Here is a 23,614-nt window from a genome sequence, read left to right as displayed (position 1 = left end):
GGCGGTACGCGATTGCACATTATTGAGGACGATAGCGCTCGGCGGCGTGGGCCTGACGCAGTTCCGACAGCAACCCCTGACGCGCAGACTGGAGGCTGTCCCAGCGCGCCGCGTCATGCAGCGGCGGTATGGTCACGAGTTCGCGGCGGTCGAAGCCGATCAGTGCGGCATCCACCAGCTCGCCCACCTCCATGACCTCCGGCAGCGTGTTGATGTCGATGCCCGAGCGTTCCCAGATTTCCGTGCGAGTGGCTGCCGGCAGTACTGCCTGTACATAAACGCCCTTGCCGGAAAGTTCCAGGCTCATGCCCTGGGACAGGAATTGCACGAACGCCTTGGTCGCGCCATACAGCGTCATTCCCAACTCCGGTGCCAGGCCGACCACCGAGCCGATATTCACGATGGCGCCTTCGCCGGCCTCTGCCAATCTCGGGGCAATTGCCCGGGCGAGCCGCGTCAGCGAGGTGACGTTCAGCGCGATCAGTTGCTCGATGCTTTCGCCTGTCTGTGCCATGAAGTCTCCCGTTTGGGCGGCGCCTGCGTTGTTTATCAGCACGCCGATGCGCGTGTCATCGCGCAGGCGTGCTTCAACAACAGCCAGGTCCGCTTGCTGAGTGAGATCGGCCTGCAGCACATCCACCGCCACGCCATGTTCCTGACGCAAGCGCGCAGCCAGGGTGTCCAGCCGCGCCTTGTCGCGGGCAACCAGCACCAGGTCGTGGCCGCGCTGGGCAAAGCGCTCGGCGTAGGTGGCGCCAATACCGCTGGACGCGCCGGTGATCAGGATAGAAGAAGCGTTCGTCATGGCTGTGCTCTCTAGGTTAACAACGATTAGGTGGGACGGCCTTTATGATGTCGATCATAATCTTATTCGTCAATGGTTTTGATGCTGATCGACATCAATGTATAGTAAGGCGCAGAAAACAGTGGTCAGCAGCGAGGGTCAGGGTATGAGGGTCAGCAAGGCACAAGTGCAGTTAAACCGGGCGCACATCGTCGAAACGGCCTCCCGGTTATTCCGCGAGCGCGGTTATGACGGCGTCGGCGTGGCCGACCTGATGGCCGAAGCCGGATTCACCCATGGCGGGTTCTACAAGCACTTCGGGTCAAAGGCCGACTTGATGGCTGAAGCTGCCGCCAGCGGGCTGTGCCAATCGCTGACCGACAGCGCGGGGCTTGGCGCCGATGAGTTCTTCAATCGTTACGTGTCCAGGGAGCACCGGGATGCGCCCGGCCAGGGTTGCACGATGTCGGCCCTGTGCGGGGATGCCGCGCGCCAGTCAGAAACGGTCAAGGCGACGTTCGCCGAAGGCATCGACAACGCGCTGGCCGCCCTTCAACAGGACGCTGGCGGGCAGGATGAGGACGTTCGGGCACAGATGATCAACCGGTTCGCCCATGCCATCGGCGCCATTGTGTTATCCCGCGCCTGCCCTGACGACTCGCCATTGGCGGATGAAATCCTGGAGGTTTGCCGCAGGGCGTTGCTCGCTGACGAATCAACCCTCAAGGCTTGATATTTTTCAGCTCATTGAGCAAGCCCAGCAATTGCTCCATTTTCTCCGCGCCAAACTGCGCCTCGATTTTCTGGTAGTTGCTTTCCATGCCCGCACTCATGGAGACGAAGCACTGCTGGCCACGTTCGGTCAGGTCGACGAACACGCGGCGCTGGTCCTGGCTGGACTTCTGCCGACGCACCAGGCCATCACGCTCCAGGCGGCTGAGCACGCCGGTCATGCTCGGCTTGAGAATGCACGCCTGCTGGGCCAGTTGATGGCTTTCGAGTTCACCCTGCTGGTGCAGTATGCGAATGACTCGCCACTGTTGTTCGGTCAGTTCGTGCTGGTTCAGCGCTGGTCGGAAAAAAGCCATTGCGGCTTCACGCGCTTGCAGCAGGGTCAGGGTCAGCGACGGACGGGGGTTGGCCATATCGGCACCAGTTGGAGGGGCGAGTCGGCAGCTTAGTGTCGCGGGCCAGCAGGTGCAAGCCTGTGAAAAGTGCAATCGGTTCCGTGTAAAAGCCATTCTGTCCCACCGCTGAGCTGGTCATGCTGATCCGTACAAGATCAACAAGACCAAGGCGCACTCCCCCATGCCTGGCTCAACGCAAACCCAATTGCCGCTGGCGGTACTCCCCCGGAGTGAGCTCTGCGTAGCGCTGGAAAAACCGACTGAAATAGGCCGGGTCCTTGAAGCCGAGCTGGTAGCAGATTTCATTGGCGGAGCTGCCCGTGAACATCAGCAGCCGCTTGGCCTCCTGCATGAGCCGCTCCAGGATCAGGCGCTTGGACGGCAGGTCGGCGATACGCCGGCACACATCGTTGAGCCGTGCCTCGGTCACCCCGATGCCTTGCGCATACCGCGACAACGGCCAGTGCTGCTGGTAGTGCGCTTCAATCAACTCGTTGAAACGGTGGAAAATCCTCAAGTCTTCATGCCGCGCCGGCGTGGCTTTGAGCGAGTGGGAGCACAACCGCAACAGGCTGATCATGATCAAGCGCGTCAGGCTGTCCAGGGCCGCACTGTGCCCTGGACGCGGGGCCTCGACCTCTTCGCTGAGTGCCTCGAACAAAAAATCCAGGCGGCGGATTTCACTCGTGTAGTGCGGCCCCAACTGCGCCAGCGCCACACACGCGGCCGGCAGTTGCGCGCCCGCTGGCGCGAGGCTGGGGTCGGCATCAATCAGTTGCCAGACCAGTTGCTGACGCACCGTCAACACATGCCCGTCGCTGTCGGCCTCAGTCACAAAGGCGTGCGGCACGGTAGGCGGCGTGAGAAAGAACATCGGCCCCGACTCGACGTACTGCTGGTCATCCAGATAGACGCGCACCGTGCCGCTTTTCACGTAGTGCACCTGGAAGAACCGGTCGTGGCGGTGGACCGGCATATTGCGCCCGAAAAACCCCGCCAGGTTGGCCAGCCGGTCGTAATGGACCTGCGCGTCGCTGTAGCGCTGGTCGTACACCTGGCCAATGTTGATGTTCGGGATGGGTTGCCGATCGGTCATCGCACGCTACTCGTTTTTATTCTGATTGGCGGGGTGCTGCCACGCTCATCCTGCATCGATTCGGGCCGCACAACCACCGCATCGAGAGTGTGCCACGCTTGACGATAGTTAACATCTTAATTATAACTGTTAACACATTAACGAAATACAGGGCCCCATGGCTCTGCCAGGAGAACGCATGAGCCGCGCCTTGCATGACGTCGCGACGGGCACCCTTTTTGGGGTCGCGCTGAACTACCAGGGGTTGCTGAAACAGCACCTCGCCGAATTCGAACAACCGCCGTACCAGAAGCCTCCGGTCAAGCCGGTGCTGTTTATCAAGACGCCCAATACGCGCAACCAGCACGGCGCCAACGTTGTGCACCCAGGCCAGGGCGAACGCTTGCAACCCGGCCCGGCCTTGGGGGTGGTGATGGCCAAGAGTGCCAGCCGCGTCAGCCAGGCCGACGCGCTCGATTACGTCGCCGGATTTACCATCATCAATGAATTCAGCCTGCCGGAAGACAGCTACTACCGCCCCGCCGTCAAAGCCAAATGCCGGGATGGTTTCTGCGCCATCGGGCCAGAGTTGGTACCCACCGCCCAGGTCGCCGACCCGCACAGCCTGGCAATCACGCTGTACGTCAACGGCGAGATTCGCCAGCACAACACCACGGCCAACTTCGTGCGCAGCATTGCGTTGCTGATCGCCGAAATCAGCGAGTTCATGACCCTGCACGCCGGCGACGTGCTGATCACCGGCACACCGGAAGGTCGCGTCGATGTGCAGCCGGGTGACACCGTCGAAGTCGAAATCAGCGGTTTGGGCCGCCTCGTCAACCACGTCGTGGCCGAGTAAACAGGAGCTTCCATGAAACACGCCCGTATCCAGTTTGAAGGCCAGATCCACCTCGCCCACGTCGAAGACCACAACGCCGTGCGCCTGGCCGATGGTCGCCTGCTGGCCGAAGATCAAGTGCAATGGCTGCCACCGGCCACCGGCAGCATGTTTGCCCTGGGCTTGAACTACGCCGATCACGCCGCCGAGTTGGCGTTCAAGCCACCGACCGAGCCGCTGGCTTTCATCAAGTCGCCAGGCACCTACACCGGCCACAACCAGGTGACCTGGCGCCCGGACAACGTCGCCTACATGCACTACGAGTGCGAACTGGTGGCCGTCATCGGCAAACCGGCACGCAACGTCAAACGCGCAGACGCGCTGGACTACGTGGCGGGCTACACGGTGTGCAACGACTACGCGATCCGCGACTACCTGGAAAACTACTACCGCCCCAACCTGCGCGTGAAAAACCGCGACGCCACCACGCCGGTCGGTCCGTGGATCGTCGACGTGGCCGACGTGCCAGACCCGAGCAACCTGACCCTGCGCACCTGGATCAACGGTGAACTGCGCCAGGAAGGCAGCACCAAGGACATGATTTTCGACATCCCTTACCTGATCGAATACCTGTCCAGCTTCATGACCTTGCAGCCCGGCGACATGATCGCCACCGGCACGCCGGAAGGCCTGGCAGACGTGGTGCCCGGTGATGAAGTGGTGGTGGAAGTCGAAGGCGTCGGCCGCCTGGTCAATCGAATTGTCAGCGAAGCGGCGTTCTTCAGCGCCCGTAAAGAGGCTTGAGCAGCATGATCAAACACTGGATCAACGGCCGTGAGGTCGAAAGCAAAGACGTGTTCGTCAACTACAACCCGGCCACCGGCGACGCCATCGGTGAAGTCGCCAGCGGCGGCGCCGAAGAAGTGGCCCAGGCCGTAGCCGCCGCCAAGGAAGCCTTTCCGAAGTGGGCAGGCACGCCGGCCAAAGAACGTGCGCGCCTGATGCGCAAGCTGGGTGAACTGATCGAACAGAACGTGCCGCACCTGGCCGAGCTGGAAACCCTCGACACCGGCCTGCCAATCCACCAGACCAAAAACGTGTTGATCCCCCGCGCTTCGCACAACTTCGATTTCTTCGCCGAAGTCTGCACGCGCATGGACGGCCACAGCTACCCGGTCGACGACCAGATGCTCAACTACACCCTGTACCAACCGGTGGGTGTCTGCGCGCTGGTGTCGCCGTGGAATGTGCCGTTCATGACGGCCACCTGGAAGACCGCGCCATGCCTGGCGCTGGGCAATACCGCCGTGCTGAAAATGTCCGAACTGTCGCCATTGACCGCCAACGAACTGGGGCGCCTGGCTGTGGAAGCCGGCATTCCCAACGGCGTGTTGAACGTGATCCAGGGCTACGGCGCCACGGCCGGTGATGCGTTGGTGCGTCACCCGGATGTGCGTGCTATTTCCTTCACCGGCGGCACCGCCACCGGCAAGAAGATCATGCAGACCGCCGGCCTGAAAAAGTACTCCATGGAACTGGGCGGCAAGTCGCCGGTGCTGATCTTTGAAGACGCCGACCTGGAACGCGCACTCGACGCGGCACTGTTCACGATCTTCTCGCTCAATGGCGAACGCTGCACCGCCGGCAGCCGGATTTTTATCCAGGAAAGCGTGTACCCGCAGTTCGTCGCCGAGTTTGCCGCCCGCGCCAAACGCTTGATCGTCGGCGACCCGCAAGACCCGAAAACCCAAGTCGGCTCGATGATCACCCAAGCCCACTACGACAAGGTCACCGGCTACATCAAGATCGGCCTTGAAGAAGGCGCCACCCTCCTCGCCGGCGGCCTGGAACGCCCGGCCAACTTGCCGGCGCACTTGAGCAAAGGCCAGTTTATCCAGCCGACGGTGTTCGCTGACGTGAGCAACAGCATGCGCATTGCCCAGGAAGAAATCTTCGGCCCGGTGGTGTGCCTGATTCCCTTCAAGGACGAAGCCGAAGCCCTCAAGCTGGCCAACGAAACCGAGTATGGCCTGGCGTCGTACATCTGGACCCAGGACATCGGCAAGGCGCATCGTCTGGCCTACGGCATCGAAGCCGGCATGGTGTTCATCAACAGCCAGAACGTACGCGACCTGCGCCAGCCGTTCGGTGGCGTGAAAGGCTCCGGCACCGGCCGTGAAGGCGGCCAATACAGCTTCGAGGTGTTCGCCGAGATCAAGAACGTGTGCATCTCGATGGGCAGCCATCACATTCCACGCTGGGGCGTCTGATTTAGACCGGCGAGGGAGCTTGCTCCCTCATCACCCGAAGCCCCCAAGACAAGAATAATTATTCAGGAGAATCATCATGGGCGAAGTCGTCCTGGCTGCGAAAATCTGCCACGTACCCTCGATGTATTTGTCGGAGCTGCCCGGCAAGCACCACGGCTGCCGTGAAGCGGCGATTGCCGGCCACAAGGAAATCGGGCGCCGCGCCCGCGAACTGGGCGCCGATACCGCCGTGGTGTTCGATGTGCACTGGCTGGTCAATAGCGCCTATCACGTCAACAGCGGCGAGCACTTCAAGGGCACCTACACCAGCAACGAGCTGCCGCACTTCATCAAAAACATGGACTACGAATACCCAGGCTGCCCGGAGCTGGGCGAACTGATCGCCGCCGAAGCCAACGCCGCCGACGTGCGCACCCTGGCCCACAACATCCCCAGCCTGGAGCTGGAATACGGCACGCTGGTGCCGATGCGCTACATGCACATGGGCGTGCCTGAAGATCAGAAATTCAATGTCGTGTCGATCGCCGCCTGGTGCGCCTGGCATCGCCTGCAAGACAGCTTCACCTTTGGCGCCGCCGTGCGCCGGGCCATCGAAAAGAGCGACCGCAAAGTCGTGGTGCTAGCCTCGGGTTCTCTGTCGCACCGGTTCTCCGACGACCGCAATGCCGAAGCCAATATCCATAACTGGACGCGGGAATTCGACAAACAGGTCGACCTGCATGTGGTGGAACTCTGGCGCCAGGGCCGCTGGAAAGAGTTCTGCGCCATGCTGCCGGACTATGCCGAACACTGCTTTGGCGAAGGCAAGATGCACGACACCGCAATGCTCCTCGGGCTGCTTGGCGGGCCGGATTATGACAAGCCTGCCGAGATCATCACCGCGCCGTTTGGCAGCTCGGGCACCGGGCAGATCAACGCTGTTTTCCCTGTTTGACCGTATGGCCGCACGGTGTCGCCGTGTGGCCTGAAGGAGCCGTTCATGCCCCATTTCATCGCTGAATACACCGACAACATCGAACAGCAGGCGGACTTGCCCGGCCTGTTTGAAAAAGTCCACGCCACCCTGGGCGACAGCGGCGTATTCCCGCTGGGCGGCATCCGCAGCCGTGGCGTGCGTCTGGACACCTGGCGCATGGCCGATGGCAAGCACGACTACGCCTTCGTGCACATGACTCTCAAAGTCGGCCACGGTCGCGACCTGGCAACCCGGCAGAAGGTCGCCGAACAGCTCTTCGAGGTGATCACCGGGCACTTTGCCGCGCTTCAGGCCCAACGCCTGCTGGCCTTGTCGTTTGAAATGATCGAACTGCACGAGCAGCTCAACTTCAAGCAGAACAACGTGCACGCCTTCCTCAAGGCGCAGGTGGGCTAGCACGCCCCGCCTGCTCACGCCATCGGCCTTCTCAGACAAAAAGTATAAAACCATGAGCACAGCCAATACCGCCGACAGCCTCGGCAGCGTCGCCCGCGACCGCACCCACGGCACCATCACCTGGCGGCTGATGCCGCTGTTGCTGATCTGCTACCTCTTCGCCCACCTCGACCGCATCAATATCGGCTTTGCCAAGATGCAAATGAGCGCCGACCTGAATTTCAGCGACACGGTCTACGGCTTCGGCGCCGGTCTGTTTTTCGTCGCCTACGCGCTGTTCGGCGTGCCGAGCAACATGGCCTTGGACCGTGTCGGCCCGAGGCGTTGGATCGCCACACTGATGGTGGTGTGGGGCGCATTGTCGACCTGCATGTTCATGGTCGACAGCGCCACGGGCTTCTATGTGCTGCGCTTCTTGCTCGGGGTGGCCGAGGCAGGTTTCTTCCCTGGCATTCTGGTGTTCTTGAACCGCTGGTATCCCGCCGGTCGACGTGCGCAAGTCACCGCGCTGTTTGCGATTGCCGTGCCCATGGCCGGGGTGGTTGGCGGGCCGCTGTCGGGCGGCATCCTTGAGCATTTTCATGACCTGGGCGGCCTGCGCGGCTGGCAGTGGATGTTTGTCATCGAGGGCGCGCCGGTCATCCTGCTCGGGCTGGTGGTACTCAAGTGCCTGCCGGACAGTTTCGAAACCGTCACCTGGCTGACGCCTGGGCAAAAACAACAATTGCGCGAGCAACTGCACACCGAGGAACAGCGCAAATCCATCACCTCGTTTTCCGCGATTCTGCGCAACCCGCAAGTGTGGCTGCTGGTGGCGGTGTATTTCGCGGTGATGTTGGCGGTCAACACCCTGGCGTTCTGGATGCCGACGCTGATCCACGGCGCCGGCGTCGGCAGCGACGGCAAGGTCGGGCTGCTCAGCGCGGTGCCCTACCTGGCGGGCTGCTTTTTCATGATCGGTTGCGGGCGTTCGTCGGATCGCCAGCGTGAACGCCGCTGGCACCTGTGCGTGCCCTTGCTGATGGCGGCCGCCGGCATTGCCATCGCCGGGCTCGCCCCCGCCAATCCGGTCCTGGTGCTGGGCGGCCTGATCCTCGCCGGCATGGGCGCCAGCGCGGCGTTGCCGATGTTCTGGCAGTTGCCGCCGGCGTTCCTGTCCAACACCACCCAGGCCGCCGGCATTGCCTTGATCAGCTCCTTCGGCAGCATCGCGTCCTTTTTCGCGCCCTACCTGATCGGCTGGATGCGCGACACCACCCACAGCGCCAGCCTGGCCCTTTACGCCCTGGCGCTGCTGATTGCACTCGGTGGTTTGCTGGTGCTGCGCACCCAGGCCGCCATCGTCAACCCTCACTGAGAGACCCTTGTCATGCTTGATCAACAGCTTATCCAGCTAGCCGCCGCCCGCCTCGACCAGGCCGAACGGTCACGGGAACAGGTGCGCCAGTTTTCCCTGGAGCACCCGGCGATCACCATCGAAGACGCCTACGCGATCCAGCGCGCCTGGGTCGCCCAGAAGATCAAGGACGGGCGCAAGCTGGTCGGCCACAAGATCGGCCTGACTTCCCGCGCCATGCAGGTGTCATCCAACATCACCGAGCCGGATTACGGCGCGCTGCTCGATGACATGTTCTTCGATGAGGGCACCGATATTCCCTTCGAGCGTTTTATCGTGCCGCGGGTCGAAGTGGAATTGGCGTTCATCCTGGGCAAACCGCTCAAAGGGCCGAACGTGACGGTGTTTGATGTACTGGACGCCACCGAGTGGGTGATCCCGGCGCTGGAAATCATCGACGCCCGCATCCAGCAGATCGACCCGCATACCAATGCCACGCGCAAGGTGTTCGACACCATCTCCGACAACGCTGCCAACGCTGGCGTGGTCATGGGCGGACGCGCCGTGCGCCCCACCGAAATCGACCTGCGCAAAGTGCCCGCAGTGCTCTACCGCAATGGCGTGATCGAAGAGTCCGGCGTGTCGGCCGCTGTGCTCAATCACCCCGCCAAAGGCGTGGCCTGGCTCGCCAATAAACTCGCCGCCTATGACGTGACTCTGCAACCTGGGCAAATCATCCTCGGTGGCTCCTTCACCCGGCCGGTGGCGGCCAACCCTGGCGATACCTTCCATGTCGACTACGACATGCTGGGCTCGATCGCCTGCCGTTTCGTTTAACCGGAGATTGCTCGATGGATATGCCTATCAACACCTTCAAGCAACGCCTGCACAGCGGCGAACCGCAGATTGGCCTGTGGCTGGGATTGTCCGATGCCTACTGCGCGGAACTGGCCGCCAACGCCGGCTTCGACTGGCTGTTGATCGACGGCGAACACGCCCCCAACGACCTGCGCGGCATGCTCGGTCAGCTCCAGGCCGTGGCGCCCTACCCCAGCCATCCGGTGATTCGCCCGGTCATCGGCGACACCGCGCTGATCAAGCAAGTGCTCGACATCGGCGTACAGACGTTGCTGGTGCCGATGGTGGAAAGCGCCACGCAAGCCCGGGAACTGGTCAAAGCGATCCACTACCCGCCCAACGGCGTGCGCGGCGTCGGCAGCGCGCTGGCACGGGCGTCGCGCTGGAACAGCATTGCCGGTTACCTCGACAAAGCCGACGAGCAGATGTGCCTGCTGGTGCAGATCGAAAGCCGCGAAGGCCTGGCCAATCTGGATGCGATTGCGGCGGTAGAGGGCGTGGATGGGGTGTTTATTGGCCCTGCTGACCTCAGCGCCTCAATGGGTTATCGCGGCAACCCCGGTCACCCTGAAGTGCAGGCGGCGATTGAAGACGCCATCGCGCGCATCCGCCAAGCGGGGAAAGCCGCCGGTATTCTCAGCGCCGATCAGGCATTGGCCCGGCGTTACATCGAACTGGGTGCCGCGTTTGTGGCGGTAGGCGTGGACACTACGGTGCTGATGCGTGGACTGCAAAGCCTGGCGGCGGCGTTCAAAGATGCACCGGCGCCCGCAAGCACCGCCGGTGCTATCTATTGACGATGCGAAGGTCACCGAGGCCTTAGAGCCGAATATCAGTCCAAATGTGGGAGGGGGCTTGCACCCTCCCACATAGGGAGATCGGTTATCAGCGCTTCAGGGTTTTGAGCTCATTGAGCAACGTCAGCAGCGCCTGCAACTTCTCCTCGCCGAACCCGGCCTGCAAACGCTGATAATTGGCCTCCATACATTGGCTCATCGAAGCGAAACAGGCCTGCCCCTTCTCGGCCAACCGCACCAGCACCCGCCGCTGATCCTGCTGCGCTTTGCGCCGCTCAACCATCCCTGCCGCCTCCATGCGCACCAGCACACCCGTCATGCTTGGTTTGAGGATGCACGCCAGCTCTGCCAGACGATTGATCTCCAGCTCATCGTGCTGGCTCAGGATGCGAATGACCCGCCATTGCTGCTCGGTCAACCCGTGCTGGTTAAGGGACGGACGAAAAAAACCCATGGCGGCTTCACGCGCATGGAGCAAAGTAAGGGTCAAGGATTGGCGCGGTTTGGGCATGGGCACTGGCGTCGCAATTAGTTAACAGATTAACAACATTCTAGCATTGGCCATCAGTCGCCGTGTGCAGCTTTACCGCCGTGCGGGATCCATGGGTGACATTGGCAGCCACGGTCAAGACCGGCGGCACACAGAATCAAGACACCTACCGCTCGGAAGGCAGTTAATACACCCCAACAGGCACAGAGCTGTTTATCGGCTCTGCAGTGAGTTTCCCTTCACTTTTCCAGGCTGCGCCATGATCAATATCGAAACGCCGACCTACTACTCGGCCACCAAGAAATACAACCTCAGCTTCCCGACCCTTGAACAGGACGTGGAAGCCGACGTGGTAGTGATTGGTGGCGGTTTCTCCGGCATCAACACCGCCCTGGAACTTGCTGAAAAAGGCATCACCAACATTGTGGTGCTCGAAGCGCGCTACCTGGGCTTTGGCGGCACGGGCCGCAACGGCGGGCAGATCATGGCGGGGATCGGCCATGACCTGGAAAAGATCAAGCAACAAGTGGGCGACGAAGGCCTGCGCCAGATCTTTGAAATCAGCGAGCTGGGCGCCGGCATCATCAAGGACCGCATCGCCAAATACGCGATCGACGCCGACTTCTGCCACGGCTACGGCTACATGGGCTTCAACGCCCGCCAGGAAAAAACCCTGCGCGCCTGGGAGAAAGACTTCAAGTCGATCAATACCCAGGATGAAATCCGCTTTCTGGGCGGCTCCGAGGTCAAGCAGATCATTGGTTCCGACGCCTATACCAGCGCGTTGCTGCACATGGGCGGCGGGCATGTGCACTCGCTCAACCTGCTGCTGGGCGAAGCCAAGGCGCTGGCCGGCCATGGCGTGCGCATCTATGAGCACAGCCCGGCGCTGGAAGTGAGTTATGGCGAGCGCATCACCGTGCGCACCGGGCGCGGCTCGGTCAAGGCGTCCAAATTGCTGTGGGCCTGTGACAGTTTCCTCAACAAACTCGAACCCGAGCTGCACAAGACCACCGTCAACACCTACGCCTTCCAGTTGATGACCGAACCGCTGTCGGACGAGATGATCCAGCGCATCAGCCCGATACGCGGCGCCTACAGCGACATTCGCCCGGTGATCGACTACTACCGCGTCACCAACGAAAACCGCCTGCTGTTTGGCGCCGCCACGCCGTTTGTCGAGCACATCCCGCTGGACCTCAAGGCCTGGAACCGCAACCTGATGCTGAAGATTTTCCCGTACCTCAAGGACGTGAAGATCGACCTGGCCTGGGGCGGCCCGATGGCGACCGGGGCCAACCTGTTTCCGCAGATCGGCACCCTCAGCGGCCGCCCGAATGCCTTTTACGTGCAGGGTTACGCCGGCTTTGGCGTCACGCCCAGCCACATCATCTGCAAGGTCCTGGCCGAAGGCATGAGCGAGGGCTCATCGCGCTACGACCTGATCAGCTCGGTCAAGCATGCGCAGATCCTGGGCAAGGACCATATCCGCCCACTGCTGCTGACCGCCGGCAAAAGCCTTCATCAACTGTCGGGTTACTTCAACGGTCGTCGTTGATGCCCACCGTTTCATTCTCAGGAGAACTGCCATGCCCATTACCACGCTCAAGAAAGACATCCAATTATCCGACCTCGATGCCTGGGGCACTGTTGCCGACCTCGGTTCCGAAATCCTTGAAGGCGAAGTCAACGCCTTTGGCAAAATGACCTTTGGCGCACCGACCGACGCGGTCAGCAGTGCCTATTTCGGCACCACCCAAGGCAAGTTCCGCATGGTCTACCCATTCGCGGAACAGGCCACCGTGGTCACCGGCGAAGTGGTGTTGACCGATGAAAGCACCGGCCAGAGCACCCGCTACAAGGCCGGCGACAGCTGGTTCGTGACCAAGGGCACGGCGGTGCTGTGGGAGGTTGTGAGCGAGAGTTTTGTGAAGCATTATTTCGCAGTTGTCTGATGGTTCTGGCTGCCGGCTTCGGTCGGCAGCGTTTTCTCCGGCGCAGGTGACCGACCATGCACGCCATCCCCGCTCAGGAAGTCGCCGGCCATTGCCTGCAGGCGTTCACCCAGCTCGTGCCCGCCAGCCAGGCGGCGTTCTATTGTGTCGACCGCCAGCTTCAAGCCCGCGACTTCCGGCTGCACGGCATGAGTGGCGAGATGCACCGCGACTACCTGGACAACTACCGACAGTTCGACCCGTTGCAACCGCGCAATTGCCTGTCCACCGGGCTGGCCGTGGTCCCGCTGGGTCTGGCCATGGCCCGGCAACCCCTGCGTGACAGCCGCCGCTATCGGGACTTTCTGGCGCGTTACGGAGTGGTCGACGTGGTGGAAATTGTCGCCCATCGCGCCGACCAGCCCCAGGCCGCCATCTCGTTACTGCGCACCGCCGCACAAGGCGCCTTTACCCTCGACCAATTGGCGCAACTCAATGCCTTGCAGGCCTTGCTGCAAATGGCGGTGGTCAACATGCAGCCCTGTGACGATGCATTGGCTGCCTTCACCCCCAAAGAACGCCAGATCGCGTGGTTGTTGCGGCAAGGCGCAAGCAACAAGCAACTGGCGCTGGAGCTGAACATCGGCCTGCCCACCATAAAGACCCACCTGATCCATCTGTTCCGCAAGGCGGGCGTGAGCAACCGCACCGAACTGGTGACGGCACTGTTTCTATAGCGGGCTCAACCATTCGGTTGATAGGCGGGCGCGCGGCTCCAGCCCATGCTCCGGGTTGTCCATCCAACTCACCGGAGCCATGCTATGACCACCCCATCCGACTGGATCACCGTAGGCGCCCTCGCCGACGGTTTCGCGCCTGACGCGTTCATCCTGCCCAACCTCGCCGACCTCAACGGCAAGACCTTCACCCTGCACTTCGCCAATGGCTGGCAGATCGAGCACCGCTTCGAGACCGAAGCGCTGCACTGGCATGCCGCCGATGGACATTCCAGCGGTTCGGCTGCCTACCGCGCCACGTCGGTGCGGCCGGGGCTGTATCTGGTCGACTTCATCAAGCACGAAGCCGGCCAGGCGTGGTCGATCAGCCTGGTGCTGGACACCGCCACAGCGTCGTTCACCGCCGTGATCGGCCGCATGCCGCGCCGCGAGCAGACTGAAGAAGGCCTCTACAGCCGCGCCCTGACCGGCAAGGCATTGACCTCGGTTGAGGTGGACTTCCTGCACGGCAGCCTGGATCAACCCTGGCAGCCCGGGATTTGCCCTCACGCGCCAACCCAGGAACTGACCGGTTTGCGCAATCTGTATCGCTACAGCCCCAGCGAAGTATACGAGCACATCTACTTGAACGATCAGTTCTACGCCTGGCAATGCATCAAGGGCGTTGAGCAAGGCCTGTGCGATACCGACCGCTGCCACTACTACAAAATCGCCGAGGAGCTGTACCTGTTTGTCTGGCGCGAAAAAATCATCCCGACCTTGGGCCTGGTCTTGATCGACCTGCAACAGCACCGCAGCGACGGCAAGATTTTCGGCTATGCCGATGCGTCCTTCGCTGAGCTGTCGAACTTTCCGGTCAGTTCCTATTGCCAAGTGCTCAACCGCACGGAGTATCCCGATGCCTGACCCACGCACCGTCGTTATCACCGGCGCAGGTACCGGCATTGGCGCCGCCTGCGCCCGGTTGTACGCCGCCGAGGGGGCCAACCTGGTCCTGATCGGCCGGCGCCGCGAGCCGTTGGAACAGGTGGCCGGGGAAACCGGAGGCCTGGTCCTGGTCGGCGATGCGGCCTGCCCCGATACCTGGGAAGGGTTTATCGCGCACATTCGCACGCGCTATGGCCGACTTGACGTGCTGCTGGCGTGTGCCGGTGGGCACGGCGTCGGCAGCGCCAGTCAAACCAGCCCGTCCACCTGGGAAGCCGCCATGCACAGCAACCTGGACAGCGCGTTCTACAGCGCCCGCGCCTGCCTGCCGCTGCTGATCGAAAACGCCGGCAATATCGTGCTGCTCGGCTCCATCGCCGCCCTGGCCGCCGGGCCTGAAGTCTGCGGCTACACCACCGCCAAGCATGCGCTGCTCGGGCTTAACCGCTCGTTGGCACGGGACTATGGGCCGCGTGGAGTCAGGGTGAACGCAGTGTGCCCAGGCTGGGTGACCACGCCGATGGCCGATCAGGAGATGCTGCCGTTGATGGACTTTTACGGTGACACCTTGCCGCAAGCCTATGCCCGCGTCTGCGCCGACGTGCCGTTGCGCCGCCCCGCCAGCGCCGATGAAATCGCCAAGGTGTGCCGCTTCCTCGCCAGCCCCGATGCCTCGATCATCACCGGCGCAAGCGTGGTCGCCGACGGCGGTTCGAGCATCGTCGACGTACCGACGCTGGCCTATGCCCATCTGGAGACCGCCCATGGCTGAAGACTTGAATTTCAGCGGCAAAACCGTGCTGGTCACCGGCGGCGCCCAAGGCATCGGCCAGGCTATCGTCGAGGCATTCGCATGGCGCGGCGCGCGCGTGATGATCGCCGACCTGCGCCTGGCGCAAGCCCAGGCACTGGCCGAAGACTTGTGCGTGCGGGGCTGCCGGGTCGAAGCCATGGCACTTGATCTGGCGAATACCACCGCCGTGTTCGACGCCGTCAAGGCCATAGACCAGGACTGGGGCCGCCTGGATATCCTGGTGCACAACGCCGGCTACTTCCCCTTGACCCCCTTCGCCCAGATCACCCCCGCCGTGCTGGAACGCACACTCGCGGTCAACCTCTCGGCGCTGTTCTGGCTGACCCAGGCCGCCTTGCCGATGTTCCAGCGTCAAGGCGGCGGCTGCGTGCTGGTCACCTCATCGGTCACCGGGCCACGGGTGGCCTATCCGGGCCTCAGTCACTACGCGGCGTCAAAGGCTGGGGTCAACGGGTTTATCCGCAGCGCAGCGCTGGAACTGGCCGGCGATGGGGTACGAGTCAACGGCGTGGAACCTGGGATGATTGCCACACCGGCCATGGGCAACCTGGGCGATGGGCAAGTCAACGCCGACATCGCCAGCCGCGTGCCACTCGGAAGGCTCGGCGCGCCGGAGGATATTGCCGGGGCGATGCTGTTCCTGGCATCCGACCTGGCGGCTTACATCACCGGGCAGACTATTGTGGTAGATGGCGGGTCGACGTTGCCTGAGGTGAAATAACCGCTGCCGGGTCAACTGCGGGAGGGGGGGCTTGCTCCCTCCTACATTTTGATCAGGGTGTGTTCGTGGAATAACGCCCGGCCCTTTCCAGCATTGACAGTGAATCACCGAACACCCGCGACAACGCCGCCAACCGCTTTACGTAACCCTGTGGCGTCGAATAGATCAACTCCACATGCAAGCTGTCGACGATGCCCAGGTAGGCATCGCAAAACACCTGCAGCGCCGCGGGCTCTACCCTGCTGTACCGACCTCGTGCTGCACGCTGGAAGTCTTCACGGATGCAGCCCAGATACCCCTCGAATCCTGCGGTAATCACACCGCGAATCTGCGCTGGCGGAAAGTACGCCGTGCGCAGCAGAAAGCGCAGGTGCGCCGAGCCTTCATAGCGGCCAATCAAGCGCTCAAGGTGCAAGTGCCCTGGCATCCCCGTGCCCCCGGACTCGTCCTGGAAGCACCCCGCGATGTAGTGATGTTCGTGGTCCAGGGCAATCTGAAAGACCGTCTGAAACAGCGCATCCTTGCTCACAAAATGCGCGTACAGCGACGCCTTGCGCATGCCCGCACCGGTCGCGATGTCGTTCAGCGACGAGGCGTCGTATCCATGATCGGCAAAGTGGTCGACCGCCACCGCACAAATCTTACTGGCCGACAGGCTGAGCGCTTTCATTGATCGACCGATAACCTATGCTGCGCCGACCGCTTGTTGCAGGTGGGTCGACCGAAAGTCCTTGGGCGACAGCTCGAATTGCTTCTTGAACGAGCGGCTGAAGTGCGCCGAATCGGTGAAGCCCCACTTATAGGCAATCGAGGTGATCGATTCGCTCTTGAGGAATGGATTGGTCAAGTCATCCGCGCTGCGCTTGAGCCGCGCCCGCTGGATGTAGCGGCAGACGCTGTCGTCCTGCTCTTCAAACAGGCGGTACAAGTGTCGCACCGAGATGTTCAGCCGATTGGCCAGGCCCACGGGGCTCAAGCCCGGTTGAGTCAAGGACTCATCGATGACTTTCTGCACATAGCTGCGCAGGTTGCTGCCTTGCAATGAAGCGGCGCTGTCACCCTGGGTGTTATCCACGTCAAACGCCGAACCCAGCAAGGACACAAACGCCGCCTGCAAGGCCTGGGCCTCTTCCATCGAATCCTGACCCTGCAGCCCTTCCCGGCACAGTTGGTCCATCAGCACATGGAGCATCCGCCCACAGGCCTTGCTCGATGAGATCTTGCCGAAGGTTTTCGAGGCGTTGCCCAGTTGCTTGCAGACTTCGTTGCGCGAGAGGGACAGCGACGCGTGTTCGATCAGGCCAAACGGGCTGATCTCGATTGAGCCGGTGGAATCCATCAGCAGCATGTCACCTGGCGCCAACTGGATAACCTCGTCGTTCTGGGTGATCTGGCAATAGCCGCTGCGCTGGCTGACGAGGAAGCAATGCTGGTCGTTGTCGTGATCGGGGTTGGCCCGTACGCGCTTGATCAGGCCGGCATTGGTACGCAGGGAAGCCAGTGACAGGCAGCCCCGTGAGAGCGTCGACACCTCGCCGATGAACAGCGAACGGTTGAAGGCCAGTTCAGTGTCGAAATGGCCGCAGGCCGCTCGCAAATCCTGAGTCCAGGTGTCCAATCCAGGGTGCGCAGATTGATAGGTGCTCATGGCAACTCCACAGTGGCTTCTTGTTTTTGTCGGCCAATAGTTAACATGTTATCTATATAGGCGCAACAACTACGTAATGCCGTGTGTAGAAGCAGTAATGATGCCAAGTAACCAAAAATCAGAACGCGCCCAGCGCCCGCTTCAATCCCGTCAGGACATCGAACAAAGCCTCTCGCTGCGCACCGCTCAAGGCGATATAGCGACGAAACGCAGGCATGCGGTTGACCACCTCGCTGCCTCCCATGTGTTCAAGCCGTACCTGCCACTGCTGAGCGTCCAGTTCGATGCGCAGGCGCTTGAAATCCAGCACCATCAACGCGTGATGCAGTGCCTGATCCTGCTTCAACGCAACTTCCAGCCTGGGCAGCAAAGTCGGCGCACCCGCCCGCTGCCGAAACCCCAGCCCCGTGCGCCGAATCGACCCGCGGTGGTGCAGCTCAAAGCGTGCATTGCCCTGCTCTGAGGCGGGCACCTTGATCACGAATTCAGTCATGACCAGGTGCATCAGCAACTGCGATTCAGTGCGCTCGCCAACCGCCACTTGCAGGCCACTATCACCCAGGCCGAATACCGCGCCTGTCGGTCCCGTCGAGGTGAAACCCGCCAGGCCAAGGTTGCGGCGCAGGTACTCAAGCGTGACGCCGGGGCGGTAGCCGGCCGGGGCGCGTTGGGCACTGAACAGCTCAGACAGCTTTTGCAGCATGCTCGATATACCCGTGGTGAGGGTTGCCAGGCTCATGGGAAAACTCCTTGGCCAGCACGTCTTCTACCGACGCCGGCTTGAATGGATTGACCTTCTGCACCACCAATGTCCAGAACAGCGCATAGGTCGCGGTGATCCCGAGCATCACGCCAAACGGCACATAGATGTCAGCGGGATTCATGCCCGGTGGGGTGATGAACCACATGCCCAGCAAGATGCCGACGCTGGACAGGATCTGCGGCAACGGGAAGAACGGCGAACGATAGGCCCGTGGCAGATCAGGACGACGAATGCGCAGGATCACCACCGACAGCGTCACCAGCAGGTAAGAGAAACTCCACGCACACACCGCCGCCAGCACCAGGTGCATGATGTTGTCGGTATTGCCGCCCAGCCACAGCGCATACAGGCACGGGATCAGCATCGCCACCAGGATGCACACCAGCGGTGTCTTGAAGCGCGGGTGCAGGTAGGTGAACACCTTGGGCAATGCACCGTCCACGGCCATGCCGTAGAGAATCCGCGGTACACCGGCCATCAGCGTGTTGATAGTGGCGGCACCGGCAAACAGAAAACCGATCCCCAGCCACAGCGGCCCGACCTGCCCCATGACCTGCTCGGCAAACCGGGGGATCGCCATCGGCGTGTCGAGCAGGTGCACGCCCGAGGCGGCGTCCAGCAACACGTTTTCGACTTGGCGCTTCATCGCCGCGCCATAGATGAACATGCAGGTGGCCACGCTCAGCAAGCCCAGAATCATCGCCTTGGGCATGACCTTGGCCGAGTTGCGCAAGTCCGGGGCCAGCGGCGTGACAAACTCACAGCCGACAAACATGAACATCGCCATGCCCACCAGCGACAGAATGGTGATCAGGTCAGTGCCCACCAGCGACACGCCGAACCAGCCCTCCAGTTGCACCGCCGGTGCCGCAATCAGGCCCATCACGCCAAACACCATCAGCGTGGTCCACATGCCGAAGGTCAGGATGATCTCGGCCCGGCCAAAGGCGCTGACCCCGAAGGCATTGAGGATGCCGAACACCACGACGAACCCGACCCCCAGCAACCAGGAACCGCCGGCCGATTCCGCGAGGGTATTGAGGTGCTCGAAGTTCACCAGGGCCATGACGCCGGACAGAATGGTCTCGGCGGTGCCGGCGAACACATGCACGATCAAGTAGGCCGACAAGGTGCCGGTGATCGCAAAGAAACGCCCCATGCCGCAATTGATGTAGTCGTAGACCGAACCCGTGGTCGGCAGGATCGAGGCGGCTTCGGCAAAGGTGGTCGCCTGGGCCAGCATCATCACCACCGCGATCAACATCGCCACCGCAAAGGCGCTGCCGCCGATCCCGAACCCCATGGTCGCGGTAAGAATCACCGGGCTGGCCATGATCAGGCCAATGGTGCTGGCCAGCGCGGTCGGAAAGCCGACGCTGCCTCGTTTCAAATGCTGTGTGAGCCGGTCATTGATCGACATGGTGCGGATCCTCGAAAGCGGATTTCTTAGTGGATGCATCGAGCCGTACAAGGAGCCGGCGATAACGCCCTCCCCAGCCAGTCCCTGATCGAAACGGCATCGAGCCAAATCACTGTGCGCCCAGGACATACCGAGCGTCTTGCCCATGTCTGCCGCCGCTTTTGTTGCTGCCTGCCAACGCCTGCGGCTGGGCTGCCTCAAGGCGACCACGTTGGAAAGCCTCACGGTCGTGCCCGCTTTCTAGTGTTTGTGCTGATGCAACATCGTCTGAATCTGATGGGTCGCCTGGCGGGTGTTTTCCGCCAGCTTGCGTACCTCATCGGCCACCACTGAAAACCCACGGCCGACCTCACCCGCCCGTGCCGCTTCAATGGCAGCGTTCAAGGCCAACAGGTTGGTCTGGTCGGCGATGCCCTTGATCACACTCACCACGGTGGCGATCTGGCCGTAGGTTGCCTGATTGTGCTCCAGCAACTGCTGATGGGTGGTCTTGGCCGACTGTTCATCACTGATGTCGCGCACCGCGCCGATTACCCGCGTCAACTGCCGCTGGGCATCACGCACTGCCCGCCCGCGCTCGCGACACCAGATGTAGCCACGGCTCTTGTGGCGCATCCGGTATTCGAATACATACTCGCCGCTGCCATGGGACGCGAGGATTTCCCGGTCGAAGATCGCCATGATCTTGGGTAAATCATCGGGATGGGTGACGCTCACCTGAGCATCCCAGCCATCGGGCAGCTCATGGGGAGCATAGCCCAGCAGCAGGCGAAACTGATTGAAAATCCGCATCTGGCTGCCGGGGTTCTGCACGTCGCCGTTGACCACGGTGATGTCCCAGCAGCCTTCAGTCATGGTGGAGAGCAGCAGCTCCCAGATCTGCGTTTCGTGTTGATGCTGATCGCAAAGCCGCCGGTATTGGTGCACCTCGGCGTCCAGTGCCCCCTCACGCTGGCGGGCCTGCTCCAGTTGTTGTCGAAGGGTTTGAAGCGCCTGTTCGCTGATTGCCTGCTGGGTAGCCTGGTCCCTGGCGGCGGCCTCGGCGAGCAGCCGTTGGTGGTCTGCCTGTGCAAGCTGTTGAGCGAGCTGTTGCCTGAGAGACTCCGCGAGGTCCTGCATCGGCTTTTTTTTCTTGAAGAACATCGGTCTGTCCTTTGCGCATCGAGTCTAAACCCCGGATCTGATCGCAAACCGACCGTGATTGCTTGTACGAGCCTGCAAGGGACTTGCGCCTGGCTGCCACACACGATGTGGGAGGGGGCTTGCCCTCTCCCACATTTGACCGGCTGTGTCTGCAGGACCGGTGAACTGCTCACCCGCTCATCAGCACTGGCTGATCAACTGCTTGAGCACCGTCTTGAAGGTTTCGATCTGGTCCTGGCTGAACTCGGCAAACACCTTCTCCTGCTGCTCCCGCGCAATCGCCCACAGGTCTTCGGTCTGCTCGACGCCGGCAGAGGTGAGGCGTACGCCGTGTTCATCGTCGTCCACCAGGCCCTTGCGCTTGAGATTCGCCACCGCATCCTCGATTTCCCGCACTGGCATCGCCACTTCCCGCAACAGCTCGCTGGGGCTTAGCCGGGCATCATTCTCCAGCACCATCAGCATCCGCGCCTCGTTGGTGCGCAGGCCGGTGGACAGTTGCCGGGGCTGGTAGCTGGATTGGTAGGCGCGTACCGCCTGGGTCATCAGGTAGTACAGGTTGTGGCGCAGTCGCCCTTGGAAATGGCTGCTCGGCGGTTGGCTTTCATCACGTTTGGTCATGCGCGTATGGGGCAGGACCATGGAGTACGCGCCCTGATGGTAGAGCAGCGGCGCGCGGCCGAAATCGTCGAAGGCCACCACCTTGCCGATCATGATCCAGTGGTCGCCGCCATCCACTTGCTGGTAGTTCTCGCAATGAAACCGCGCCGAACAATCGGCGAACACCGGTGCACCCCCCGCCCCGGGTTCGTACGCGATCTCGGCGAAACGGTCGTCCTTGGGCCGCGCAAAATTGTTCGACAGGTCAATCTGGTCTGCCGCCAGCACGTTGACCGCAAAATGGCTGGCCTGCTCGAACACCTCATGGCTGTTGGAGCGTTTGTCGAGGCTCCACAGCACCAGCGGCGGGTCGAGAGACACCGAGTTGAAACTGTTGGCGGTAACACCCACCTGGCGGCCGGTAGAGTCGGCGGCGGTGACCACGGTGACGCCCGTGGCGAAGTTGCCCAGGGCGCGGCGAAAGGCCCGTGGGTCGAAGGTCGATTCAGACATGCAAGACTCCCGGGCTGCGTCAGGCGCAGCCCTGATTGTTGTTTTCAAAAGCAGCTTCAGATCATGCTTGGATCGGGCTCCAGGCCCATCAGCTCGCGGCCGAGGATCTGCGCGCAGACGTCGTAGTCGGTGTAGGCATGGGCGCCGGTCATGTGCGAATCGCGGAACAGGCGCTGCATCTCGTTGTGTTCGAACCAGGCATTGCCGCCGGCGGCTTCGAACAGGCGATCCACCGCCTGGATGCACATCTTGGTGGCATACGCCTGGTTGGTGCGCCAGAACGCCAGGGTTTCGCGGCTGGGGTAGCGTTGCTGTTCACTGTGCTCGGCATGTTCGGCCCAGGTCTTTTCCAGAAACGCCCGCGCGGCGCCGACCTGGTGCGTCGACTCGGCCAGCCGCATTAACGCCGGAGTCGCCGCACCGACCGCAGCGCCGGTGTAGGCACGCACCCGCGTCCTGGTCTTTTCGCGGAACACCTCCAGCATCCGCTCGGCGACGCCCAGGCTCACCGTGGAAAAACCGCTGGCGAAATACGGACGGTAAGGCGAGTAAAACACCTTGCTGTCCGGGTACAAGCCGAAGCCTGCAGACTTGCCCTCCATCATGTCCTTGGCCTTCTGGATGCGATGCTCCGGTACGAAGGCCTTGTCGATGATCAGGGTCTTGGTGCCGCTGCCTTTCATGCCCGCCGCAAACCAGTCGTCGCGGATCTGATAGTCGCTGCGCGGCAGCACCGCAAAGCAGTAATCCTGAGTGCCCTCGGCAGTGGGCCGACGGAAACCGACAATCGCCCATTCAGCGTGGTCGCAACCGCTGCTCCAGCCCATTTCACCGCTGAACAGCACACCGCCCTCGACCGCCTCGGTGCGCCCGAACGGCGCGATGCTGCTGCTGGCCGTGGCATTCGGGTCATCGCCCCAGACTTCCTGCTGCAACCGGGCCGAAAACAGGGCCAATTGATGACTGTGGGTACACAGCAAGCTCATGGCCCAAGCCGTGCTGGCGCAGGCTCCGGCGAGCAACGCAATACAGTCGGCAAATTGTGGCAGCGACAACTCCATGCCACCGAACGCCTTGGGCTGGAATGCACGGTGCAGGCCGATGCCTTTGAGCAGCGCAATGTTCTCGGCAGGCACCTTGCGGTCCTGCTCGGCCTGGAAGGCATTGGCGGCGATGGTCGGCAACACGGACTTGAGGTCTTCGAGGAGCGGGTTTGGCTTTTTCATGGATGGCCCTGCTTATTATTGGATGTCCGGGCAACCCCATGAAGCGAGGCGTGGCGCCGGATGCAGGGCCAGTATGGAGCGCGGCTTCCCGGCCGAACATGCACCTTCCAGAGTCAAGATTGTACTTTTCACAGGGCTGGCAGCCACAGACATAGCGCTCGGCAGGCACAGTCAAGCCGGGCACTCCCGTGAGGATTAACCTCGGGGCTTTCTTTGTTCGC

25 protein-coding genes and 2 pseudogenes are annotated in these 23,614 nt (G+C 61.9%); 15 read left to right on the top strand and 12 right to left on the bottom strand.

Annotated elements, in window-relative coordinates; translation table 11 throughout:
• Positions 1-19: 19 nt before the first annotated feature.
• Positions 20-805, bottom strand: coding sequence for an SDR family NAD(P)-dependent oxidoreductase (locus tag NDJ82_RS17365; protein ID WP_099584509.1), 786 nt, complete (start codon positions 803-805; stop codon positions 20-22).
• A gap of 145 nt (positions 806-950) precedes the next feature.
• On the opposite strand from NDJ82_RS17365, the gene NDJ82_RS17360 reads away from it, so the two are divergent.
• The gene (locus NDJ82_RS17360; protein ID WP_191948201.1) at positions 951-1,517 is read left to right on the top strand and encodes a TetR/AcrR family transcriptional regulator; all 567 of its coding nucleotides are present in this window, start codon (positions 951-953) and stop codon (positions 1,515-1,517) included.
• Here NDJ82_RS17360 and hpaR (NDJ82_RS17355) read toward each other — a convergent pair.
• Positions 1,507-1,929: a homoprotocatechuate degradation operon regulator HpaR gene (gene hpaR, locus NDJ82_RS17355; RefSeq protein ID WP_099584508.1), complete on the bottom strand. Its 423-nt coding sequence runs from the start codon at positions 1,927-1,929 to the stop codon at positions 1,507-1,509. The two genes, NDJ82_RS17360 and hpaR (NDJ82_RS17355), sit on opposite strands and share 11 nt — an antisense overlap.
• A 172-nt stretch (positions 1,930-2,101) precedes the next feature.
• Entirely contained in the window at positions 2,102-3,007 is a 906-nt protein-coding gene (gene hpaA, locus NDJ82_RS17350) for a 4-hydroxyphenylacetate catabolism regulatory protein HpaA (RefSeq protein ID WP_112194664.1), read from the bottom strand.
• A 178-nt stretch (positions 3,008-3,185) separates the two neighbouring features.
• Between hpaA and NDJ82_RS17345 the strand changes: the two genes are divergently transcribed.
• The 8 genes from NDJ82_RS17345 to hpaI all read left to right on the top strand — a co-directional run bounded on the left by NDJ82_RS17345 (position 3,186) and on the right by hpaI (position 10,457).
• Positions 3,186-3,845 carry a fumarylacetoacetate hydrolase family protein gene (locus tag NDJ82_RS17345; RefSeq protein WP_158878853.1) on the top strand — a complete coding sequence of 220 codons (660 nt, stop codon included), beginning with the start codon at positions 3,186-3,188 and terminating at the stop codon, positions 3,843-3,845.
• 12 nt (positions 3,846-3,857) lie between these two features.
• Complete coding sequence (locus tag NDJ82_RS17340) at positions 3,858-4,628, top strand: fumarylacetoacetate hydrolase family protein (protein WP_112194660.1); 771 nt, start codon at positions 3,858-3,860, stop codon at positions 4,626-4,628.
• A gap of 5 nt (positions 4,629-4,633) precedes the next feature.
• Complete coding sequence (gene hpaE, locus NDJ82_RS17335; RefSeq protein WP_112194658.1) at positions 4,634-6,094, top strand: 5-carboxymethyl-2-hydroxymuconate semialdehyde dehydrogenase; 1,461 nt, start codon at positions 4,634-4,636, stop codon at positions 6,092-6,094.
• Positions 6,095-6,170: 76 nt separating this feature from the next.
• Entirely contained in the window at positions 6,171-7,028 is an 858-nt protein-coding gene (gene hpaD, locus NDJ82_RS17330) for a 3,4-dihydroxyphenylacetate 2,3-dioxygenase (protein ID WP_112194656.1), read from the top strand.
• 45 nt (positions 7,029-7,073) lie between these two features.
• Positions 7,074-7,466, top strand: coding sequence for a tautomerase family protein (locus NDJ82_RS17325; RefSeq protein ID WP_099584502.1), 393 nt, complete (start codon positions 7,074-7,076; stop codon positions 7,464-7,466).
• A 52-nt stretch (positions 7,467-7,518) separates the two neighbouring features.
• On the top strand, positions 7,519-8,823 hold the full coding sequence (locus tag NDJ82_RS17320; protein WP_112194654.1) for an MFS transporter: 1,305 nt from the start codon (positions 7,519-7,521) through the stop codon (positions 8,821-8,823).
• Between the two features lie 12 nt (positions 8,824-8,835).
• Positions 8,836-9,639 carry a 2-oxo-hept-4-ene-1,7-dioate hydratase gene (gene hpaH, locus NDJ82_RS17315; RefSeq protein WP_250925944.1) on the top strand — a complete coding sequence of 268 codons (804 nt, stop codon included), beginning with the start codon at positions 8,836-8,838 and terminating at the stop codon, positions 9,637-9,639.
• A 14-nt stretch (positions 9,640-9,653) separates the two neighbouring features.
• The gene (gene hpaI, locus NDJ82_RS17310) at positions 9,654-10,457 is read left to right on the top strand and encodes a 4-hydroxy-2-oxoheptanedioate aldolase (RefSeq protein ID WP_112194650.1); all 804 of its coding nucleotides are present in this window, start codon (positions 9,654-9,656) and stop codon (positions 10,455-10,457) included.
• A gap of 88 nt (positions 10,458-10,545) precedes the next feature.
• Here hpaI and hpaR (NDJ82_RS17305) read toward each other — a convergent pair whose 3' ends face one another.
• The gene (gene hpaR, locus NDJ82_RS17305; protein WP_250925943.1) at positions 10,546-10,968 is read right to left on the bottom strand and encodes a homoprotocatechuate degradation operon regulator HpaR; all 423 of its coding nucleotides are present in this window, start codon (positions 10,966-10,968) and stop codon (positions 10,546-10,548) included.
• Between the two features lie 238 nt (positions 10,969-11,206).
• On the opposite strand from hpaR (NDJ82_RS17305), the gene NDJ82_RS17300 reads away from it, so the two are divergent.
• The 6 genes from NDJ82_RS17300 to NDJ82_RS17275 all read left to right on the top strand — a co-directional run bounded on the left by NDJ82_RS17300 (position 11,207) and on the right by NDJ82_RS17275 (position 16,080).
• Positions 11,207-12,505 (top strand): NAD(P)/FAD-dependent oxidoreductase, encoded by a 1,299-nt coding sequence (locus NDJ82_RS17300; RefSeq protein WP_099584497.1) that lies wholly within the window; start codon positions 11,207-11,209, stop codon positions 12,503-12,505.
• Between the two features lie 31 nt (positions 12,506-12,536).
• Positions 12,537-12,902 carry a cupin domain-containing protein gene (locus NDJ82_RS17295; protein ID WP_158878857.1) on the top strand — a complete coding sequence of 122 codons (366 nt, stop codon included), beginning with the start codon at positions 12,537-12,539 and terminating at the stop codon, positions 12,900-12,902.
• A gap of 56 nt (positions 12,903-12,958) precedes the next feature.
• Entirely contained in the window at positions 12,959-13,618 is a 660-nt protein-coding gene (locus NDJ82_RS17290) for a response regulator transcription factor (RefSeq protein WP_250925942.1), read from the top strand.
• An 84-nt stretch (positions 13,619-13,702) separates the two neighbouring features.
• Positions 13,703-14,524, top strand: a complete 822-nt coding sequence (locus tag NDJ82_RS17285) for a molybdenum cofactor biosynthesis F family protein (protein WP_250925941.1) — start codon at positions 13,703-13,705, stop codon at positions 14,522-14,524.
• A complete protein-coding gene (locus NDJ82_RS17280; protein ID WP_250925940.1) occupies positions 14,517-15,317 on the top strand; it encodes an SDR family NAD(P)-dependent oxidoreductase in 801 nt (266 codons plus the stop codon). The genes NDJ82_RS17285 and NDJ82_RS17280 overlap by 8 nt, the downstream gene beginning before the upstream one ends.
• On the top strand, positions 15,310-16,080 hold the full coding sequence (locus NDJ82_RS17275) for an SDR family oxidoreductase (protein WP_191948207.1): 771 nt from the start codon (positions 15,310-15,312) through the stop codon (positions 16,078-16,080). Before NDJ82_RS17280 ends, NDJ82_RS17275 begins: the two co-directional genes overlap by 8 nt.
• Before the next feature lie 52 nt (positions 16,081-16,132).
• On the opposite strand, the gene NDJ82_RS17270 is transcribed toward NDJ82_RS17275, so the two are convergent.
• The 8 genes and pseudogenes from NDJ82_RS17270 to NDJ82_RS17235 all read right to left on the bottom strand — a co-directional run bounded on the left by NDJ82_RS17270 (position 16,133) and on the right by NDJ82_RS17235 (position 23,393).
• A complete protein-coding gene (locus NDJ82_RS17270; RefSeq protein WP_250925939.1) occupies positions 16,133-16,750 on the bottom strand; it encodes a TetR/AcrR family transcriptional regulator in 618 nt (205 codons plus the stop codon).
• Positions 16,751-16,765: 15 nt separating this feature from the next.
• Positions 16,766-17,728, bottom strand: coding sequence for a transcriptional regulator FeaR (feaR, locus tag NDJ82_RS17265; protein WP_112194634.1), 963 nt, complete (start codon positions 17,726-17,728; stop codon positions 16,766-16,768).
• A gap of 118 nt (positions 17,729-17,846) precedes the next feature.
• Complete coding sequence (locus NDJ82_RS17260; protein WP_191959942.1) at positions 17,847-18,431, bottom strand: DUF3156 family protein; 585 nt, start codon at positions 18,429-18,431, stop codon at positions 17,847-17,849.
• A complete protein-coding gene (locus NDJ82_RS17255) occupies positions 18,412-19,911 on the bottom strand; it encodes an APC family permease (RefSeq protein ID WP_122308244.1) in 1,500 nt (499 codons plus the stop codon). Before NDJ82_RS17255 ends, NDJ82_RS17260 begins: the two co-directional genes overlap by 20 nt.
• 252 nt (positions 19,912-20,163) lie before the next feature.
• A pseudogene (locus tag NDJ82_RS27695) lies at positions 20,164-20,433 on the bottom strand (methyl-accepting chemotaxis protein); the annotation flags it as partial.
• A gap of 27 nt (positions 20,434-20,460) precedes the next feature.
• Positions 20,461-20,703, bottom strand: a pseudogene (locus tag NDJ82_RS27690) (PAS domain-containing protein); the annotation flags it as partial.
• A gap of 531 nt (positions 20,704-21,234) precedes the next feature.
• Positions 21,235-22,167, bottom strand: a complete 933-nt coding sequence (locus NDJ82_RS17240; protein WP_250925938.1) for a p-hydroxyphenylacetate 3-hydroxylase reductase component — start codon at positions 22,165-22,167, stop codon at positions 21,235-21,237.
• Positions 22,168-22,223: 56 nt separating this feature from the next.
• Positions 22,224-23,393 carry a p-hydroxyphenylacetate 3-hydroxylase oxygenase component gene (locus tag NDJ82_RS17235; RefSeq protein ID WP_250925937.1) on the bottom strand — a complete coding sequence of 390 codons (1,170 nt, stop codon included), beginning with the start codon at positions 23,391-23,393 and terminating at the stop codon, positions 22,224-22,226.
• Between the last annotated feature and the right edge of the window lie 221 nt (positions 23,394-23,614).

Origin of the sequence: Pseudomonas sp. SR18 (assembly GCF_023701505.1) — a bacterium.
In the GTDB taxonomy this organism is placed as follows: domain Bacteria; phylum Pseudomonadota; class Gammaproteobacteria; order Pseudomonadales; family Pseudomonadaceae; genus Aquipseudomonas; species Aquipseudomonas cyclaminis.
This window is presented reverse-complemented; position numbering and strand designations above follow the sequence as displayed.

What these genes read in the sequence shown, in the direction of transcription:
- hpaA (WP_112194664.1), bottom strand. Translation starts at nt 3,007, where the DNA reads ATGACCGATCGGCAACCCATCCCGAACATCAACATTGGCCAGGTGTAC.
- NDJ82_RS17240 (WP_250925938.1), bottom strand. Translation starts at nt 22,167, where the DNA reads ATGTCTGAATCGACCTTCGACCCACGGGCCTTTCGCCGCGCCCTGGGC.
- NDJ82_RS17325 (WP_099584502.1), top strand. Translation starts at nt 7,074, where the DNA reads ATGCCCCATTTCATCGCTGAATACACCGACAACATCGAACAGCAGGCG.
- hpaD (WP_112194656.1), top strand. Translation starts at nt 6,171, where the DNA reads ATGGGCGAAGTCGTCCTGGCTGCGAAAATCTGCCACGTACCCTCGATG.
- NDJ82_RS17255 (WP_122308244.1), bottom strand. Translation starts at nt 19,911, where the DNA reads ATGTCGATCAATGACCGGCTCACACAGCATTTGAAACGAGGCAGCGTC.
- NDJ82_RS17285 (WP_250925941.1), top strand. Translation starts at nt 13,703, where the DNA reads ATGACCACCCCATCCGACTGGATCACCGTAGGCGCCCTCGCCGACGGT.
- hpaE (WP_112194658.1), top strand. Translation starts at nt 4,634, where the DNA reads ATGATCAAACACTGGATCAACGGCCGTGAGGTCGAAAGCAAAGACGTG.
- NDJ82_RS17320 (WP_112194654.1), top strand. Translation starts at nt 7,519, where the DNA reads ATGAGCACAGCCAATACCGCCGACAGCCTCGGCAGCGTCGCCCGCGAC.
- hpaI (WP_112194650.1), top strand. Translation starts at nt 9,654, where the DNA reads ATGGATATGCCTATCAACACCTTCAAGCAACGCCTGCACAGCGGCGAA.
- NDJ82_RS17270 (WP_250925939.1), bottom strand. Translation starts at nt 16,750, where the DNA reads ATGAAAGCGCTCAGCCTGTCGGCCAGTAAGATTTGTGCGGTGGCGGTC.
- NDJ82_RS17340 (WP_112194660.1), top strand. Translation starts at nt 3,858, where the DNA reads ATGAAACACGCCCGTATCCAGTTTGAAGGCCAGATCCACCTCGCCCAC.
- NDJ82_RS17290 (WP_250925942.1), top strand. Translation starts at nt 12,959, where the DNA reads ATGCACGCCATCCCCGCTCAGGAAGTCGCCGGCCATTGCCTGCAGGCG.
- NDJ82_RS17260 (WP_191959942.1), bottom strand. Translation starts at nt 18,431, where the DNA reads ATGCTGCAAAAGCTGTCTGAGCTGTTCAGTGCCCAACGCGCCCCGGCC.
- hpaR (WP_250925943.1), bottom strand. Translation starts at nt 10,968, where the DNA reads ATGCCCAAACCGCGCCAATCCTTGACCCTTACTTTGCTCCATGCGCGT.
- NDJ82_RS17360 (WP_191948201.1), top strand. Translation starts at nt 951, where the DNA reads ATGAGGGTCAGCAAGGCACAAGTGCAGTTAAACCGGGCGCACATCGTC.
- NDJ82_RS17275 (WP_191948207.1), top strand. Translation starts at nt 15,310, where the DNA reads ATGGCTGAAGACTTGAATTTCAGCGGCAAAACCGTGCTGGTCACCGGC.
- NDJ82_RS17295 (WP_158878857.1), top strand. Translation starts at nt 12,537, where the DNA reads ATGCCCATTACCACGCTCAAGAAAGACATCCAATTATCCGACCTCGAT.
- hpaH (WP_250925944.1), top strand. Translation starts at nt 8,836, where the DNA reads ATGCTTGATCAACAGCTTATCCAGCTAGCCGCCGCCCGCCTCGACCAG.
- NDJ82_RS17345 (WP_158878853.1), top strand. Translation starts at nt 3,186, where the DNA reads ATGAGCCGCGCCTTGCATGACGTCGCGACGGGCACCCTTTTTGGGGTC.
- NDJ82_RS17300 (WP_099584497.1), top strand. Translation starts at nt 11,207, where the DNA reads ATGATCAATATCGAAACGCCGACCTACTACTCGGCCACCAAGAAATAC.
- NDJ82_RS17365 (WP_099584509.1), bottom strand. Translation starts at nt 805, where the DNA reads ATGACGAACGCTTCTTCTATCCTGATCACCGGCGCGTCCAGCGGTATT.
- hpaR (WP_099584508.1), bottom strand. Translation starts at nt 1,929, where the DNA reads ATGGCCAACCCCCGTCCGTCGCTGACCCTGACCCTGCTGCAAGCGCGT.
- feaR (WP_112194634.1), bottom strand. Translation starts at nt 17,728, where the DNA reads ATGAGCACCTATCAATCTGCGCACCCTGGATTGGACACCTGGACTCAG.
- NDJ82_RS17280 (WP_250925940.1), top strand. Translation starts at nt 14,517, where the DNA reads ATGCCTGACCCACGCACCGTCGTTATCACCGGCGCAGGTACCGGCATT.
- NDJ82_RS17235 (WP_250925937.1), bottom strand. Translation starts at nt 23,393, where the DNA reads ATGAAAAAGCCAAACCCGCTCCTCGAAGACCTCAAGTCCGTGTTGCCG.